The sequence below is a fragment of the Thalassospira sp. NFXS8 genome, from assembly GCF_040148805.1.
Lineage (GTDB): Bacteria > Pseudomonadota > Alphaproteobacteria > Rhodospirillales > Thalassospiraceae > Thalassospira.
Map to the genome: position 1 here is coordinate 1,944,827 of NZ_JAGEMF010000001.1, position 16,362 is coordinate 1,961,188.

The 16,362-nt window shown below is 53.6% G+C and carries 15 protein-coding genes and 1 riboswitch; of the genes, 6 read left to right on the forward strand and 9 right to left on the reverse strand.

Going from position 1 to position 16,362, the window contains the following annotated elements:
• Window positions 1-93 precede the first annotated feature (93 nt).
• Together thiC and J4E05_RS08815 are read right to left on the reverse strand one after the other, a co-directional pair.
• Window positions 94-1,911, reverse strand: a complete 1,818-nt coding sequence (gene thiC / locus J4E05_RS08810; RefSeq protein ID WP_349594391.1) for a phosphomethylpyrimidine synthase ThiC — start codon at window positions 1,909-1,911, stop codon at window positions 94-96.
• A 147-nt stretch (window positions 1,912-2,058) separates the two neighbouring features.
• A riboswitch (TPP riboswitch) is annotated at window positions 2,059-2,186 on the reverse strand.
• A 68-nt stretch (window positions 2,187-2,254) separates the two neighbouring features.
• Window positions 2,255-3,265: a cation diffusion facilitator family transporter gene (locus J4E05_RS08815; RefSeq protein WP_349594394.1), complete on the reverse strand. Its 1,011-nt coding sequence runs from the start codon at window positions 3,263-3,265 to the stop codon at window positions 2,255-2,257.
• A gap of 183 nt (window positions 3,266-3,448) precedes the next feature.
• Here J4E05_RS08815 and J4E05_RS08820 point away from each other — a divergent pair, with 183 nt between their 5' ends.
• From J4E05_RS08820 to J4E05_RS08830, 3 genes are all read left to right on the forward strand, one after another.
• On the forward strand, window positions 3,449-5,440 hold the full coding sequence (locus J4E05_RS08820; RefSeq protein ID WP_085588421.1) for a heme lyase CcmF/NrfE family subunit: 1,992 nt from the start codon (window positions 3,449-3,451) through the stop codon (window positions 5,438-5,440).
• Between the two features lie 32 nt (window positions 5,441-5,472).
• Complete coding sequence (gene ccmI, locus J4E05_RS08825; protein WP_349594396.1) at window positions 5,473-6,768, forward strand: c-type cytochrome biogenesis protein CcmI; 1,296 nt, start codon at window positions 5,473-5,475, stop codon at window positions 6,766-6,768.
• 331 nt (window positions 6,769-7,099) lie between these two features.
• Window positions 7,100-7,540, forward strand: coding sequence for a response regulator (locus tag J4E05_RS08830; RefSeq protein ID WP_085588417.1), 441 nt, complete (start codon window positions 7,100-7,102; stop codon window positions 7,538-7,540).
• A 73-nt stretch (window positions 7,541-7,613) separates the two neighbouring features.
• On the opposite strand, the gene J4E05_RS08835 is transcribed toward J4E05_RS08830, so the two are convergent.
• Complete coding sequence (locus tag J4E05_RS08835; RefSeq protein WP_349594399.1) at window positions 7,614-8,519, reverse strand: LysR family transcriptional regulator; 906 nt, start codon at window positions 8,517-8,519, stop codon at window positions 7,614-7,616.
• A 96-nt stretch (window positions 8,520-8,615) separates the two neighbouring features.
• On the opposite strand from J4E05_RS08835, the gene J4E05_RS08840 reads away from it, so the two are divergent.
• Window positions 8,616-9,458, forward strand: a complete 843-nt coding sequence (locus J4E05_RS08840) for an SDR family oxidoreductase (protein WP_349594402.1) — start codon at window positions 8,616-8,618, stop codon at window positions 9,456-9,458.
• 171 nt (window positions 9,459-9,629) lie between these two features.
• On the opposite strand, the gene atpC is transcribed toward J4E05_RS08840, so the two are convergent.
• Genes atpC through J4E05_RS08865 form a run of 5 tightly spaced genes read right to left on the reverse strand, consistent with a single transcriptional unit; the run spans window position 9,630 to window position 14,564 of the window.
• On the reverse strand, window positions 9,630-10,034 hold the full coding sequence (atpC, locus tag J4E05_RS08845) for an ATP synthase F1 subunit epsilon (protein WP_085588412.1): 405 nt from the start codon (window positions 10,032-10,034) through the stop codon (window positions 9,630-9,632).
• 41 nt (window positions 10,035-10,075) lie between these two features.
• Entirely contained in the window at window positions 10,076-11,494 is a 1,419-nt protein-coding gene (gene atpD, locus J4E05_RS08850; RefSeq protein WP_085588410.1) for a F0F1 ATP synthase subunit beta, read from the reverse strand.
• A 51-nt stretch (window positions 11,495-11,545) separates the two neighbouring features.
• Window positions 11,546-12,442, reverse strand: coding sequence for a F0F1 ATP synthase subunit gamma (locus tag J4E05_RS08855; protein ID WP_085588408.1), 897 nt, complete (start codon window positions 12,440-12,442; stop codon window positions 11,546-11,548).
• 32 nt (window positions 12,443-12,474) lie between these two features.
• Window positions 12,475-14,007, reverse strand: a complete 1,533-nt coding sequence (gene atpA / locus J4E05_RS08860) for a F0F1 ATP synthase subunit alpha (RefSeq protein WP_085588406.1) — start codon at window positions 14,005-14,007, stop codon at window positions 12,475-12,477.
• Window positions 14,007-14,564 (reverse strand): F0F1 ATP synthase subunit delta, encoded by a 558-nt coding sequence (locus J4E05_RS08865; RefSeq protein ID WP_085588404.1) that lies wholly within the window; start codon window positions 14,562-14,564, stop codon window positions 14,007-14,009. Before J4E05_RS08865 ends, atpA begins: the two co-directional genes overlap by 1 nt.
• A 229-nt stretch (window positions 14,565-14,793) precedes the next feature.
• Between J4E05_RS08865 and J4E05_RS08870 the strand changes: the two genes are divergently transcribed.
• On the forward strand, window positions 14,794-15,093 hold the full coding sequence (locus J4E05_RS08870) for a hypothetical protein (protein WP_349594407.1): 300 nt from the start codon (window positions 14,794-14,796) through the stop codon (window positions 15,091-15,093).
• A gap of 57 nt (window positions 15,094-15,150) precedes the next feature.
• Here the strand turns inward: J4E05_RS08870 and J4E05_RS08875 are convergent, their stop codons facing one another.
• On the reverse strand, window positions 15,151-15,447 hold the full coding sequence (locus tag J4E05_RS08875) for a nucleoside triphosphate pyrophosphohydrolase family protein (RefSeq protein WP_349594410.1): 297 nt from the start codon (window positions 15,445-15,447) through the stop codon (window positions 15,151-15,153).
• Between the two features lie 87 nt (window positions 15,448-15,534).
• On the opposite strand from J4E05_RS08875, the gene J4E05_RS08880 reads away from it, so the two are divergent.
• Window positions 15,535-16,341 carry a substrate-binding periplasmic protein gene (locus J4E05_RS08880; protein ID WP_349594413.1) on the forward strand — a complete coding sequence of 269 codons (807 nt, stop codon included), beginning with the start codon at window positions 15,535-15,537 and terminating at the stop codon, window positions 16,339-16,341.
• The last annotated feature ends 21 nt before the right edge of the window (window positions 16,342-16,362 follow it).

The following is a 16,362-nucleotide window of genomic DNA, read 5'->3' on the forward strand; positions in this document are numbered from 1 at the left end:
ACAGGTTCCAACATAATAAAGGCGGCCCTTAATGACCGGGCCGCCTTTATCATTCCTGATTGCAGGCCAGGCTATTATATTGTCAATCGTTGCTCAAGGTGCCGGTTGGGTCATGTAAAGGTCACCGCCATCGCGGTATTTTTCAGCCATGGCAGCCATGCCTTCTTTCTGGGCATCGGCACGAATATCGTGTGAAATCCGCATTGAACAAAACTTTGGCCCACACATCGAACAAAAATGCGCCACCTTATGTGCCTCCTTTGGCAAGGTCTGATCGTGAAAAGACCGGGCCGTTTCCGGGTCCAATGCCAGGTTAAACTGGTCTTCCCAACGAAATTCAAACCGGGCACGCGACAAGGCATCATCGCGCATTTGTGCGGCCGGGTGCCCTTTGGCCAGGTCGGCGGCATGGGCGGCAATTTTATAGGTAATCACCCCGGTTTTCACATCGTTACGGTCCGGCAGGCCCAGATGTTCCTTCGGTGTCACGTAACACAGCATCGCAGTGCCAAACCAGCCAATCATCGCCGCCCCAATGCCCGATGTAATATGGTCATATCCCGGTGCAATATCGGTGGTTAGCGGGCCAAGCGTATAAAACGGGGCTTCGCCACAAACTTCCAGCTGTTTGTCCATATTGTGTTTGATCTTGTGCATCGGCACATGGCCCGGCCCCTCGATCATCACCTGGCAGTCCTTTGCCCAGGCAATTTGGGTCAGCTCCCCCAGGGTTTCAAGTTCGGCAAACTGTGCGGCATCGTTGGCATCGGCAATCGATCCGGGGCGCAACCCGTCCCCCAGTGAAAAGGTCACATCATAGGCACGGCAAATGTCGCAAATCTCGGCGAAATGTTCGTACAGAAAACTTTCGCGGTGATGATGCAGGCACCATTTCGCCATGATCGAACCGCCACGCGACACAATGCCTGTTACCCGGTCCACCGTTAACGGAATATGATGCAGGCGTAATCCGGCATGAATGGTGAAATAATCCACACCCTGTTCAGCCTGTTCGATCAGGGTATCGCGATAAACCTCCCAGGTCAGGTCTTCGGCAATGCCATCCACTTTTTCCAATGCCTGATAAAGCGGCACCGTGCCAATCGGTACCGGCGCGTTCCGAATAATCCATTCGCGGATGTTGTGAATATTTCGCCCCGTTGAAAGGTCCATCACGGTATCGGCCCCCCACCGGGTCGCCCATACCATTTTTTCAACTTCTTCTTCCATCGACGACGTCACCGCCGAATTGCCAATGTTGGCATTGATCTTGACCAGAAAATTCCGGCCTATAATCATCGGTTCCGCTTCAGAATGATTGATATTGGCAGGGATAACCGCCCGCCCGCGGGCTATTTCATCGCGCACAAACTCCGGCGTAACAAAATCGGGGATAGCGGCACCAAAGCTGTCGCCATCCCGTTTGGCGGTTCGTGCGGCATTAATGGCCCGTGCCCGGCCCAAATTTTCGCGGATGGCAACAAATTCCATTTCCGGTGTCACGATGCCGGCCCTTGCATAGGCAAGCTGCGTGATCGCGGTTTGGCCAACGGCCCTAAATGGCCGGTATTTAACCGGGAAATCCTCTACCGCGTGGCGCGTTCCCGGGGCCACACCGTTATCAACCTGCTGCACATCCCGCCCGTCATACGACGTGACTGTTCCATTATTCTTATGCCAGTGCTGGCGCAACCGGGCCAATCCCTGCCGGATATCGATGGTCACATTCGGGTCGGTATAGGGGCCTGACGGGTCATATACCCGCACGGGCGGCTCGCCCGCCGTGGGGTGAACCGAAATTTCGCGCATCGGAACGCGAATTTCAGGATGAAGAGTGCCGGGAATGTATATTTTTTGCGAGGCCGGTAACGGGCCACACGTAATTTCAACGTCCGGATTTAAAGCAGGCATAAAAGGCTCCTTTGCAAAGGCAATGGAGACCCAGTTCCGCGTCAGGTTTCAGATGAATAAATTTCCCCGATCACAGCAAGCAAAGGAATAGCTGCAACGCAGCAGGCCCTTTGAGGCTGTCATCAGTGCCACGTCCGTCTGATGAAAGACCCGGCATCTGCACCATCCCTACGCCAGTATGAACTGGATCAGGTTCAAAGGGTCACTGCGCGTAAAGTCTGAAACTTTACCCAGCAGAATCTCAGCCCCTTGCCGGGGCCCCCCAGGTGATCGAGGATCATAGTTGCAATTTAAAATCGCAGGTGTCAATCGCCGGAATATTTTATCTGAACAGATATTCGGTCTAGCGGCCCGTCGCGAGTTCGCTGTTGGAAACAGGGATATCATCCAGCCCCACCTTACGCGCCCGGGCTTCGTGCCAAAATTCGGGGTCTTCGGTGTAACCGCTAAATTCATCAAGATGAATATCTTCGGGCGGTTCGGGGTGGATGGTAATATCAAGGTCGGGATATTCGCCGCGAATGCTGTCCATCACCTGATGGCAAATAGTATGGGCTTCGCGCATCAGCATCCCGCCATCCATGATCAGTTCAATTTCAGCAAAGCGATGCACCCCCGATGAACGGGTGCGCAAACGGTGAATACCGATTACAGATTTGTGTTTCATGGTCAGTTCAATAATGCGCTGGCTATCGGGTTCGGGTAATTCCCGATCCATCAACACCGAAACAGCATCGCGGCCAACCTTGCCTGCCGAATACAGCAGGAAAATCGCAACAATACCGCCAATCACCGGGTCGGCCCATAAAAAGCCCGACCCCACCAGCAACAGCGCAATAATAACAGCCGCATTGGCAAGAATGTCGGAACTGTAATGCAGCGAGTCGGCCTCGACCGCCATCGAACCTGACATCCGCATGGCCTTGCGTTGCAGCAAAACCAGCCCCACTGTCATCACCAGCGATACAACCATGATATAGATTGCTTCATTGGCAAGGCGCATCGGTTGCGGGTCCACCAGGCGCGAAGATGCCTCGGCCAATACCAGTACGGCAGCACCCAGCATAAAGGCGGACTGGAAAAGCCCCGCCAGCGGTTCAGCCTTGCCATGGCCAAAACGGTGGTCATGGTCCGCCGGACGCCAGGCACTACGCACCGCCATGAAATTGATCACGGACGTACCGATATCAAGCATGCTATCTATCATGGAAGACAGAAGGCTGACCGAATCCGTCATGAACCACCCGATTGCCTTAAGGACAATCAGGGTCGCAGCAATAATAATGGAGGCCGTCGTCGCCCGACGCGCCCACATTTCTCGCTGTGCAATGTCAATAACCGGACATTGGTTCATTGTACGACCCTTTGGTATGGCTTGGGTCTGGACCCAAACTGTGCGCTAGAACAGGCTGTATATAATAATTCTATTTAATGCGCCCGTGCAAATAGCGCAAATTTGATATTCCGCAAGGTTTCCAAACTTTGCATCGCACATTATACCGGCTCGAACCTGTATATAAAGGATTGGCAAGCCCCCATGATCGTTGAACTCGGACATTATGCCCTCGTATTGGCGCTGGCCATGGCGTTTGCCCAATCCACGGTGCCGTTTCTGGCCGCAGCACGGGGCGATAGTGCCTTGCTGCGTGTTGCCCCGCGCACAGCGATTGCCAGCTTTGTGCTGATCGCATTTTCTTTTGGTGCCCTGACATACGCCTATGTCACGTCCGATTTCTCGGTTCTGAATGTGGTGGAAAACAGCCACACCGCCAAACCGCTGATCTATAAGATCACCGGGGTTTGGGCCAATCACGAAGGATCGATGCTGTTATGGGTCATGATCCTGTCGCTGTTTGGTGCGGCGGTTTCGGCCTTTGGCCGCAATTTACCGCCCAGCCTGCTTGCCCGGGTTGTTGGCGTAATGGGGCTTATCGCTGTCGGCTTTTTGCTTTTCATCCTGCTAACCTCAAACCCGTTTGAACGCATTGCCAACCCGCCGTTAAACGGCCAGGGCATGAACCCGTTATTGCAGGACCCCGGCATCGCCATTCATCCGCCGTTCCTGTATCTGGGTTATGTCGGCTTTTCGGTGGCCTTTGCCTTTGCCGTTGCTGCCCTTATTGAAGGCCGGGTTGATCCGGCCTGGGCGCGCTGGGTCCGCCCATGGACACTGGCCGCTTGGGTATTTCTTACCGCGGGCATCGGGCTTGGTTCGTGGTGGTCCTATTATGAACTCGGCTGGGGCGGCTGGTGGTTCTGGGACCCGGTTGAAAACGCATCCTTCATGCCATGGCTGGCGGGAACCGCCCTGCTACATTCGGCCATTGTGGTTGAAAAACGCGATGCCCTTAAAAGCTGGACCATCTTTCTTGCCATTATCGCCTTTTCATTTTCCCTGCTTGGCACATTTCTGGTGCGTTCGGGTGCATTAACGTCGGTTCATGCCTTCGCCACCGATCCGAAACGCGGCATTTTCATTCTGATATTGCTTGCCCTGTCAGTTGGGGGGTCGTTTGCGCTGTATGCCTGGCGTGCGCCCACCCTGAAGGGCGGCGGGCTGTTTCAACCGATCTCGCGCGAAGGGGCACTGGTTTTTAACAATGTGCTGCTATCGATTGCTGCGGCGATGGTGTTTTTGGGTACGCTTTATCCGCTGTTCCTGGAAACCCTGACCGGCGAGAAAATATCGGTCGGCGCGCCATTTTTTGATGCCACCTTTGTCCCGATCATGACGCCACTGATCATCGCCATGGCGATTGGCCCGTTTTTACCGTGGAAACGCGCTGATCTGCTGGCAGCCATAAGCAAACTAAAACTCGCCATCGCCATTGTTGTCGTCACGGTTCTGGTAACCTACTGGCTTTCGGGTGGCCCGGCCTTTGCCCTGTTTGGCATGGGGCTCGCGGTATGGCTGTTTGTTGGCTCCGTTCTGGAATGGGCAGGGCGAATAAAACTGTTTCGCGAACCGTTGGGCACCAGCTTTCGCCGTATGCGCAATTTGCCACGTTCCGCACATGGCATGATGCTGGCCCATGCAGGGGTTGCCATTGTCATTGCCGGAATCACCGGATCCCAGGCATGGACGACCGAAGCTGTGCAGTCCATGGCCATAGGCGATAGCGTACAGGTCGGGTCCTATAGTTTCACCCTGAACGACATCAGGGAAATTCAGGGACCAAACTATATGGCCCGCCAGGCGCATATAACGGTTAAACATCCCGGCGATAAAACAACTATTCTGGCACCGGAAAAGCGGATTTACACCGTTGAAGGCCGTCCCACCACCGAAGCCGCCATTCAGTCATCCTTTACCGGCGATGTTTATGCCGTTTTGGGCGATCCCGACGAAAACAACAACTGGGTAACACGGTTTTATATCAAACCGATGATTCCCTGGATGTGGGTTGGTGGCCTGGTCATGGTGTTTGGCGGGTTAATGTCGCTTTCTGACCGTCGTTATCGTGTTGGCGCGCCAAACCGGTCGCGCAAGGCACAAAAAAACACCCATGCGGCCCAACCGGCCGAATAAACGGCAAAAACGAAAACAGGATACCCCACCCCATGACTGTCTGGATTGTTTTTGCCCTCGTTACCGTTGCCATTGCAGGTTACGTGTTGTGGCCGGTTTTAGCCGGCCCGAAAAAAAGCCGCCCCCTGCCATCGAATGGCAGCGCACATAACGATGCCCAAAACAAGGCCGAGCATAACGCCGAACTGGTTGATCAGGATGAATTACAACGGGATTTGACCGTTTACCGTGACCAGCTGGCTGAAATCACCCGTGACATTGATCGGGGTGTTTTAAACGCCGAACAGGCCGATGCTGCCCGCATCGAAGTACAACGCCGCATTCTGGCAACCGACCAGCGTATTCAAACCCGGGCGGCAAGCCGCGTTGGCAAAACGCCCGGCGCCTTTGCCCGCCCTGTCGCGATTGCCCTGATATTGATCGGCATTATCGGCGGGCTTGGCCTTTATCTTGATATTGGTCATCCTGCCCTGCCCGACCGCCCCATTGCCCTGCGTACCGACGAAATAATGGCGGCCCGCAATGCGCAAAACAATAACCAGGAACGCGACCGCGCCCTGCGTAACGCCGTGGCCGACCTTTCCAACAAACTCATTCAAAACCCCAATAACCTTGAGAACTGGGAATTGCTGGGCAACAGCCTGCTGGCGTTAAACCGCCCGCAAGAAGCCCAGACGGCTTTTCTTGAAGCCGTAAAACTTTCCAATCGGGATGGCGCCTATCTGGCGATGTATGCCGAAGCCATTATCCGTGCCAGCGACGGGCAGGTTACAGCCCCGGCGCGTGGTGCCCTGGAAGAAGCCGCAAAATCCGGCAATGACAACCCGCGAATCGGCTTTTATTTAGGTGTTGCCGATTTACAGCAAGGCCATGCCGGGGCTGCCGTTGAACGCTGGATCACGCTGGCAAATTCGGCCCCGGCCGATGCATCGTGGTTGCCAATGGTTGTGCGCCAGATCCAGCAAACCGCCCAGGCTGAAGGCATTGACATTACCGGCCGTCTGAAACCGGCATTGCCCCCGTCTGCACCTGCGCTTGCAGGCACTGTTGGCCCCAGCCAGCAGGACATGAAAGCAGCAGCCGACCTTACCCCCGAAGAACGCCGCCAAATGATTGAAGGCATGGTCGGCCGTCTGGCATCGAAACTTGAAGAAAACCCGCAAGACCCCGATGGCTGGGCCCGCTTGATGCGCGCCTACATGGTCATGGGCATGAAAGACAAGGCACAACAAAGTTATCAGCAAGCGCAAGAAGCCCTGAAAGATAATCCCCAGGCCCTGAACCAGCTTGCGGCTATCGCCGGTCAGGCCGGCATTGCAACTAACTAGGATATATAAGAAAATTTGCAATCAGGAGTCGCATCCATGCTATCCTTTTGCGACTCCGTTTTTGCCCGTTTTAAATGATCGAAAACAGGAAAATACAACTGCTTTTCCGGCAGCAATTATCGAAAAAAAGCGCGTTTTCTTCGCTGTGCTGGCAATAATCAGGTCTAAAAATCGAAAAAATGTCGATTTTTACCCGTAGAAAACTAAATTGCGAACGACAATCAAAAACCAGTCATCTATAAACATTCAGGAATGCTATAATCAAGTTTAGTATGATGCTAGCTAACCGGGGTGTTACCCCTGTTCTTAAGAATAATGGATCCAGGTGGAGATGTCAGCGGTGAAGACGCCCAGCCATTTATTGCTGATTGAAGACAACCCCGGCGATGCAAGGCTTGTTGAAGAAGCCTTAAAGGAATTTTCGCGCCCGGTAAATCTTCATCACGTCAAAGATGGCATCACGGCCCTTCAGTTTCTGCAAAAGGATGGGCAATACCGCAACGCACCGCGTCCCAAACTGATCTTGCTGGATTTGAATATGCCGCGCAAGGATGGTCGTGAAATGCTGCGCGATATTCGTAGCGACCCGGCCTCGGCCAGCATCCCCGTCATTGTTTTAACAACATCAGGTGCCGAACGTGATGTTGATTTATGCTATGCTGCGGGGGCTAATTGCTATTTGCGCAAACCGGTGGATGTGGTTGAATTTATCGATCTGATGAAAATGATCGAAACCTTCTGGCTTGATACCGCCCTTACCCCGTCACACTAGCCCATATTTACCTGCGTTTTTGGCTTTGCATCCCTTATTTTGGCATGCCCGGCACCTATAATGGCTGTACCTTTCAGCTGTTCCCGCGTGTACTTGCTTTCATTACATCAATAAATGCCCTCAATCCCGAGGGTACATGCCGATGACCGGGATAATACAAATACAAACCGGCAATTGGCGGGCACCAGTCGTCAAGTACGGTTATCAGGCTTCCGTTTGCAAGCGCGTCTTGGGCAACTGTTTGCGGCACATACGCAATGCCAAGCCCGGCCATGGCGGCCTTTACCATCAAAACAGGATGATCCAGCGTTAAACTGCCTGGAACATCAATATGTAATTCCTGTCCGTGACGGGCGAATTCCCAATGATAGGGTTTGCCACTGGGCAAACGATACCGAATGCAGCGATGAAATTTCAGATCGTCCGGTATGTGGGGCACGGATCGATTGTTAAAATAAGACGGTGCTGCAATAGCAACAAACCGGGTCTCTTTGCCAAATCGCACTGCAATCATATCTTGCGGAATGGCCTCGCCTAACCGGATACCGGCGTCGAAACCTTCAGCCACAATATCCACCAGCCGCCCGTCCGTCACCAGATCCAGCGACATATCGGGATATTGCGCCAAAAAGTCCGGCACAACTGCATCCAGCAACATTGCAACAGCAATGTCACTGGTGTTAATCCGCAGCATACCGCTGGGCCGATCTCGAAAATGGTTTACTTCTTCAAGCGCAAAATCAAGGTCGCGCAAGACCGGTTGCAACCGGGACAACAGTTTTTCGCCCGCCTCGGTCAGGGCCACACTGCGGGTCGTACGATGAAACAGACGCACCCCCATATTTTCTTCCAGGGTACGGATAACATGACTTAACGTCGATGGGGCCAACCCCAGTTCGTCGGCTGCTTTGCGAAAACTCTGCCATCCCGCAATACAGGCAAACGCCTTCAGATCGTTAAGGCTGGGGGTATAATTCATGGGTATTTACCATCAAGTCATGCCAATTAGGCAGCATAGACCCAATAATCTAAAAATCTATAGTCATGCATATCTTCTCCAACCAACGAGGTATGTATGACCCGCACATGGTTTATCACCGGCACGTCTTCCGGTCTTGGTCTGGAAATGACCAAAATCCTGCTCGCGCGTGGCGACACAGTCATTGCAACAGTTCGTAAAGCCGGCATTCTCACCGACCTGATCGCCCAATATGGGGATCGGTTAGATGTGATGCAGCTTGATGTCACCGATACGGCGCAAATCCGTGACGTGATCAACCAGGCATTTGCCCGATATCGCACAATTGACGTCATCGTTAACAATGCCGGTTATGGCCTGTTTGGTGCTGCCGAGGAACTTGGCGATGATCAAATCGTTCATCAGATCAACACCAACATTATCGGGTCAATCCAGGTGATTCGCGCGGCCCTGCCGCACTTACGTGCGCAAAAACACGGCCGTATTTTACAGGTATCATCCGAAGGCGGACAAATCGCCTATCCTAATTTCAGCTTGTATCATACCACCAAATGGGGAATTGAAGGCTTTGTCGAAGCCGTCCGGCAGGAGGTTTCAGGTTTTGGCATCGACTTTACCATCATAGAACCCGGCCCCACCCAAACCGGCTTTGGGGATGGCCTTATCAGCCCACCCCCGTTAGATGCCTATAAGGGAACACCGGCCCACCAGGTTCGCGAGGCGATAGCCAATGGTGATTTCACCATCAAGGGTGATGCGGTAAATACAGCACAGGCGATGGTTAATGCCGTAGATGTAACACCTGCCCCGCTTCGTGTCACACTGGGCAGCACCGCCTATCACGCAATCCACGCAGCCTTGCACGAACGCCTTCGTAGCCTGGAGGCCCAAAAGGACATCGCCTTTTCTGCCGACCGCAGCGAAACACAACGCCCCTGACGATTTTGATACCGGATAGACACGTCAAACAAAGTGACATGAGCAGACTGTAAAACAGGCGATATTCACCATCACGATACGTTCTGACCATATCTGCCCTGCGACAAGACAACAAAAAGGGCCGCTATCCTTATCGGATAGCGGCCCTTTTATTGTGACATTGCTGTCAGATCAGTTGGTCAAAGCAGCAATCTGTGCGGCAGCAATTTCGACTTCACGTTCGGCATTTGCCTTCTCGTGATGCGATTTTGCAGCATCAAATGCAGCCTTCGCAGCTTCCAGACGGGTCTGGGCGGCGTCAGCTTTGATGTCGGCCACCGAAATCGCTTCTTCGGCCAGAATGGTGCAACGCTCAGGATTAACCTCTGCTACACCGCCAGCAACAAAAATGCGTTCCGAAACCTTACCACCTTTGTAGATGTCAATGACGCCCGGACGAATGGTCGAGATCAGCGGTGCATGCTTGGGCAGCACACCAAAGTTCCCTTCCGTGCCCGGAACAACAACCATCTCGACCGGCTCGGACTTGAGCAGGGCAGACGGTGAAACAAGTTCCAGTACAGTCGTATCAGTCATGACAGTCCTCGCTCCTTACCCGGAGGGGGACCGAAACCGCCTTAGGCAGCTTCGGCCATCTTCTTGGCTTTTTCGATAGCTTCTTCGATGGTGCCGACCATGTAGAATGCCTGTTCAGGCAGATGGTCATATTCACCAGCGCAGATAGCGGCGAATGCCTTGAGGGTGTCTTCAAGCTGAACGAACACGCCCGGCGTACCGGTAAACACTTCTGCAACGTGGAACGGCTGGGAAAGGAAACGCTGGATCTTACGGGCACGGGCCACAACCAGTTTGTCTTCTTCCGACAGTTCGTCCATGCCGAGAATTGCAATGATGTCCTGAAGACCTTTGTAGGTCTGCAAAACACGCTGCACTTCACGGGCCGTTTTATAGTGCAAGTCACCAACAACACCCGGATCAAGCGCACGCGAGGTGGAGTCAAGCGGGTCCACAGCCGGGTAGATGCCAAGTTCGGCAATCTGACGGTTCAGCGTGGTGGTCGCATCAAGGTGAGCAAACGATGTTGCAGGCGCCGGGTCAGTCAAGTCGTCGGCAGGGACGTAAATGGCCTGGACCGAGGTAATAGAACCTTTTTTGGTCGAGGTAATACGTTCCTGAAGGGCACCCATGTCGGTTGCCAGCGTCGGCTGATAGCCCACAGCTGACGGAATACGACCGAGCAATGCCGACACTTCCGAACCCGCCTGGGTGAAACGGAAAATGTTATCGACGAAGAACAGCACGTCCTGGCCTTCTTCATCACGGAAATATTCCGCGAGGGTCAGACCGGTCAGAGCAACACGGGCACGGGCTCCGGGGGGCTCGTTCATCTGGCCGTACACAAGTGCGGCTTTTGACGACCCTTCGAGGTTGATAACGCCCGAGTCCATCATTTCGTGATACAAATCGTTGCCTTCACGGGTACGTTCACCCACACCGGCAAAAACCGAATAACCGCCGTGGCCTTTGGCCACGTTGTTGATCAGTTCCATGATGAGAACGGTTTTACCCACGCCCGCACCACCGAACAGACCAATTTTACCACCCTTGGTGTACGGCGCAATCAGGTCGATGACCTTGATGCCCGTAACAAGGATTTCGGTTTCGGTCGACTGATCCACGAAAGACGGTGCTTCGCGGTGGATCGGCAGTTTCATCTTGGCATTGACCGGACCACGTTCGTCAACCGGCTCGCCGATGACGTTAAGGATACGACCAAGTGTTTCCGGTCCGACCGGAACCAGGATCGCATCACCGGTATCGATGACTTCCTGACCACGACGCAGACCTTCGGTGGTGTCCATAGCAATCGTACGGACTGCACTTTCACCAAGATGCTGTGCAACTTCGAGAACCAGACGCTGCCCGTTGTTGTCAACTGTCAGCGCGTTCAGAATGGGCGGCAGTTCGCCGTCGAATTTAACGTCGACGACGGCGCCCATTACCTGGGAAATTTTCCCCGCCTTCTTGTTCGCCATAGGTATTGTCTCCTGCTCGGACAAATCTATCCGTTAGTTCCTGCGACCCGCTTACAAAGCCTCGGCGCCGGAAATGATTTCAATCAGTTCGTTGGTGATCTGGGCCTGACGTGAGCGGTTATACTGAATGCTCAGTCGGTCGATCATATCGCCGGCATTGCGGGTTGCGTTATCCATAGCGGACATTCGCGCACCGTGCTCGGAAGCACTGCTTTCCAGCATCGCCCCGAAAATCTGGACGCCGACATTACGCGGCAGCAAATCAGCCAGGATGGCTTCTTCCGACGGTTCATATTCGTAAACCGCAGAAGCACCGGTTCCGGCAGTTTCCGGTTCGTCTTTGGCAGCTTCCGCTGCAAAGGGAACCAGCTGCTGTTCGGTAACAATCTGTGAAATCGCCGACACGAATTTGTTGTAAAACATCGTGCAAACGTCGAATTCACCTGCTTCGAACATTTCCAGAATTTTGTCAGCTACCGAAGTCGCCTCGGAGAAGTTAATCCCCTTCTTGCCTTCGATACCGGTATAGCGCGCAACAATCGCATCGCCGTGTTCGCGTTTGAGGGCATCTGCCGCCTTACGACCAACACAAATGATTTTAACTGTCTTGCCTTCGGCTTTCAGCGCCCTGATCTTGAGACGCGCAGCCTTGACAATAGAAGCGTTGAAACCACCGCACAAACCGCGATCAGCCGTAAAAACAACAAGCAAATGCACGTCGTTTTTGCCGGTCCCGGCCATCAGTTTCGGCGCCCCTTGCGAGCTACCAACCGCAGCTGCAAGCCGACCCAGCATCGTCCCCATGCGATCAGCATAGGGACGGGCTGCCTCGGCAGCATCCTGCGAGCGACGGAGCTTGGACGCGGCCACCATCTTCATCGCCGAAGTAATTTTCTTCGTCGATTTGACGCTGGCAATGCGCGAGCGCAAGTCCTTCAAACTAGCCATTGCGTTTCCTCCTTCGCCTAAAGTTCAGACTTTTACGCGAAGGTTTTCGCGAACTTGTCGAGGAACGCTTTCAGTTTAGCTTCGGTATCAGCCGACAGAACTTTCTCGTTGCGGATCGCATCAAGAATATCTGCGCCAGCCGAACCGACTTCGGAAAGAAGCTGTTCTTCAAAAGCGCGGATTTTCGGGATGGCGATGCCGTCGAGATAGCCCTTAACACCGGCATAAATCACGACAACCTGTTCTTCGACCTTCAGCGGCGAATATTGCGGCTGCTTGAGCAGCTCGGTCAGACGCGCGCCACGTGCCAGAAGTTTCTGGGTTGCCGGATCAAGATCCGATGCAAACTGGGCAAAAGATTCCATTTCACGGTACTGGGCAAGTTCCAGCTTGATCGAACCGGCAACCTGTTTCATTGCCTTGATCTGGGCTGACGAACCCACACGTGAAACCGACAGACCAACGTTCACAGCCGGGCGTACGCCCTTATAGAACAGGTCGGTTTCAAGGAAGATCTGACCATCGGTGATCGAGATAACGTTGGTCGGAATAAAGGCCGACACGTCGTTACCCTGGGTTTCAATAACCGGCAAAGCGGTCAGGGAACCAGCACCGTTTTCGTCATTCATTTTCGCCGCACGTTCCAGCAAGCGGGAGTGCAGATAGAAAACGTCGCCCGGGAATGCTTCACGTCCCGGCGGACGGCGAAGCAGCAAGGACATCTGACGATAGGCAACAGCCTGTTTGGTCAAGTCATCATAAAAGATGGTGGCATGCATGCCGTTGTCGCGGAAATATTCGCCCATGGCGCAAGCAACAAACGGAGCCAGGAACTGCATCGGTGCCGGATCGGAAGCGGTCGCGGCAACAATGATGGTGTTTTCCATCGCGCCACGTTCTTCCAGGGTTTTAACAACCTGGGCAACGGTCGAACGTTTCTGACCGATAGCAACATAGATGCAGAACATCTTGTCGCTGTCTGAAGCAGCGGCATCGTTGACCGGCTTCTGGTTCAGAATGGTATCGACGATGATCGCGGTTTTACCGGTCTGACGGTCACCAATGATCAGCTCGCGCTGGCCACGCCCGATCGGAATCAGCGAGTCAATTGACTTGATGCCGGTCTGAACAGGTTCGTGAACCGATTTACGCGGGATAATGCCCGGTGCCTTGACGTCGGCAAGACGACGCTGGGTCGTTTTGATTTCGCCCTTGCCGTCAATCGGATTGCCAAGTGCGTCAACAACGCGACCCAGCAGTTCCTTGCCAACCGGCACGTCAACGATGGAACCGGTACGCTTTACCTGGTCGCCTTCTTTAATCGTGCGGTCAGAACCGAAAATAACGATACCGACATTGTCTTCTTCAAGGTTCAGGGCCATGCCCTTAATCCCGCCGGGGAAGTCTACCAGTTCACCAGCCTGAACATTGTCAAGGCCGTGAACACGGGCAATACCGTCACCAACAGAAAGAACCTGACCGACTTCGGCCACTTCGGCTTCAGCGCCAAAATTGGCAATCTGATCCTTGAGAATAGCGGAGATCTCCGCGGCGCGGATTTCCATCACGCAACCCCTTTCATAGCGAGCTCGAGCTTCTGCAATTTGGTACGAAGCGAGGCATCAAAAACCCGGGAACCGACCTTGACGACAAGGCCGCCAAGAACCGCCGGATCGACATTCAGGTCCACCTTGACAGTGGCACCGACTACTTCCTTAAGAGCGCCGGTTACGGCTTCGATCTGCTCGTCCTTCAACGCGGTAGCAGAAGTCACCTGTGCGGTTACTTCCCCACGATGCGCGGAGAGCATGGAAAGGTAGGCTTTGATTACGCCCGGCAGGACGAACAGGCGCCGTTTCTGACACAGAAGGCCAACCGTCTTCTTGGTCAACTCGGAAGCCCCGAGTTTATCAAGAATGGCTGCCATAGCATTGGCCTGCACGTCCCGGGAAATCACGGGACTACGGAGCACATTACGCAGATCATCGCTTTCGACGATGGCCTGGTCGAGCAATTCAAGATCGCCTTTAACCACATCAAGCTGGTCAGCCGAATTGGCCAACTCAAACAGTGCAGTAGCATAACGTCCTTGCAGCCCGGTCGCGGCAGTATTTTGGGACACCGGTGAAAGCCCTCAATTCTGGTTATGAGAACGACTCGGATACATATAAAAAAATGATCCCCCGAAGAGATGGCCCTTCGGGAAGCGAGCGTTTGGTAGCACATGTCCCAGTAAGGAGCAACCCCCGCGCAACCGCAATTGTGACGAGTTTGGCAACTCGCGGCACTCTATGGGCATCATCCTTGAAAAATCGCGGCTTTTTGCGCCTTAGCCCGGCTTGCCTGCCCCTATGGAAACGGCCCTTTTTTACATGTCTAATGGTAAAAACACCGCGAATCTTGAAGATTCAGGCAAAATTAAGCCATCGCACCTGATCAACCGTGACGCAACTGTGAACCAGCACACAAGCAACCCAACCCAGAGGAGAAAACAAAACCGCCCACATGTCACTATTGGTCGATTCTTTTTTATCCTGGCAAACGCAATGTCGCCTGGCCGTCCTGTTGCCCTTCCCGGCCCGGCAAAACAGTTCATATTGAACCCGCCATCGCGATCCAGCCAACAAGCCCTGGGCAAAGAGTTTCGATAAGGCTCAAACAGCCCTGCTCTTCTTCACATCGCCTCCGGGCACATGCAAATCAGCTGATCAGACGTGCGATCCGGTTCCGTCGCCCTTGGCGCGCCACACGCGCCCCCGATTAATGACCATCTTGGCATCGGTCTGTTCATTCAGGTTTTGGTCAAACTGTTCTGCCAGCCGGTACAGCAAAATCATCACATCGGCACTTTCCTTGCCAATCTCGGCGATGTCACCGGCTTCAACCGCTTCGCGCAGTTCCTGCATTTCCATCATCGCCCGGTCTACCAGTGCAACCGGGTCGGCAACGGGACCAAACGTATCATCTGCCCAGCGGCAAATACTGGCCTGATTTTCTGTTGGCATGTTCCATCCTTACGTAAATTGTTATGCGAATAATCTGCAATCATATAAACTTATGCAAAAGGGGTAACCACCAAACTGGAGGACCAAATGGCACAAGGCAGGCATCCTGTCTGTCGCATCGTCTTCGGCCTGTTAATCGGGCTGATTGTGCTATTGCCATTCCGGGCCATGGCCCGCCCCCTGATTATCGAAGGCCTTAGTGAAGCACCGCTGAAATGGCAGGATAACGGGAAAATTCGCGGAATTGATATCGACATCATGAAAGCGGTTCTTGCCGAAATGCACATTACCGAATTTGAATTTCGTCTGGTCCCCAGTGGTAACCGCCTGCTTTATAATGCCCGCGTTGGCGAAAGCGACATTGTCCTGTCCCTGTCCCAATCCACCGAACGCCAGGAATTTCTGTATTACCCGAACGAAGCCCACCTGTTGCTGGACTGGCGCTTTGCTATTCGCAAAGAAGATCGCAACCGCATTTCATTTAATGACTTTAACGATCTGGCCAACCTGCATATCGGGGCTGCCGCGGGGTTTTCCTATACCCCGGCCTTCTGGAACAGCGGCCTGAATATAGAAACCGTTGCCAAAAACAACCTGCTTATCCCCATGTTATTACGCGGCAGGTTCGATACTGTCCCGCTTAATTACATGACGTCGCTTTACGAGGCCCGCGAAGAAGGCATTGCCGACAAGCTGGTGTTTTTATATCCGCCCATTCGCCAGGCCGCTTATTATAATGTGTGGTCCAAAGCATCCACCTATGGCGGCAAGCAGGATTTTCAAAAACGCTATGACGCCATCATTCGCAAATTGCAGCACGATGGCACCATCGCCGCCATTATCGAAAATTATCTTGGCCCGCTAAACGATCCCAACAGGCATTATTCCCAATAACAGCTAAACATGCCGCCCCTC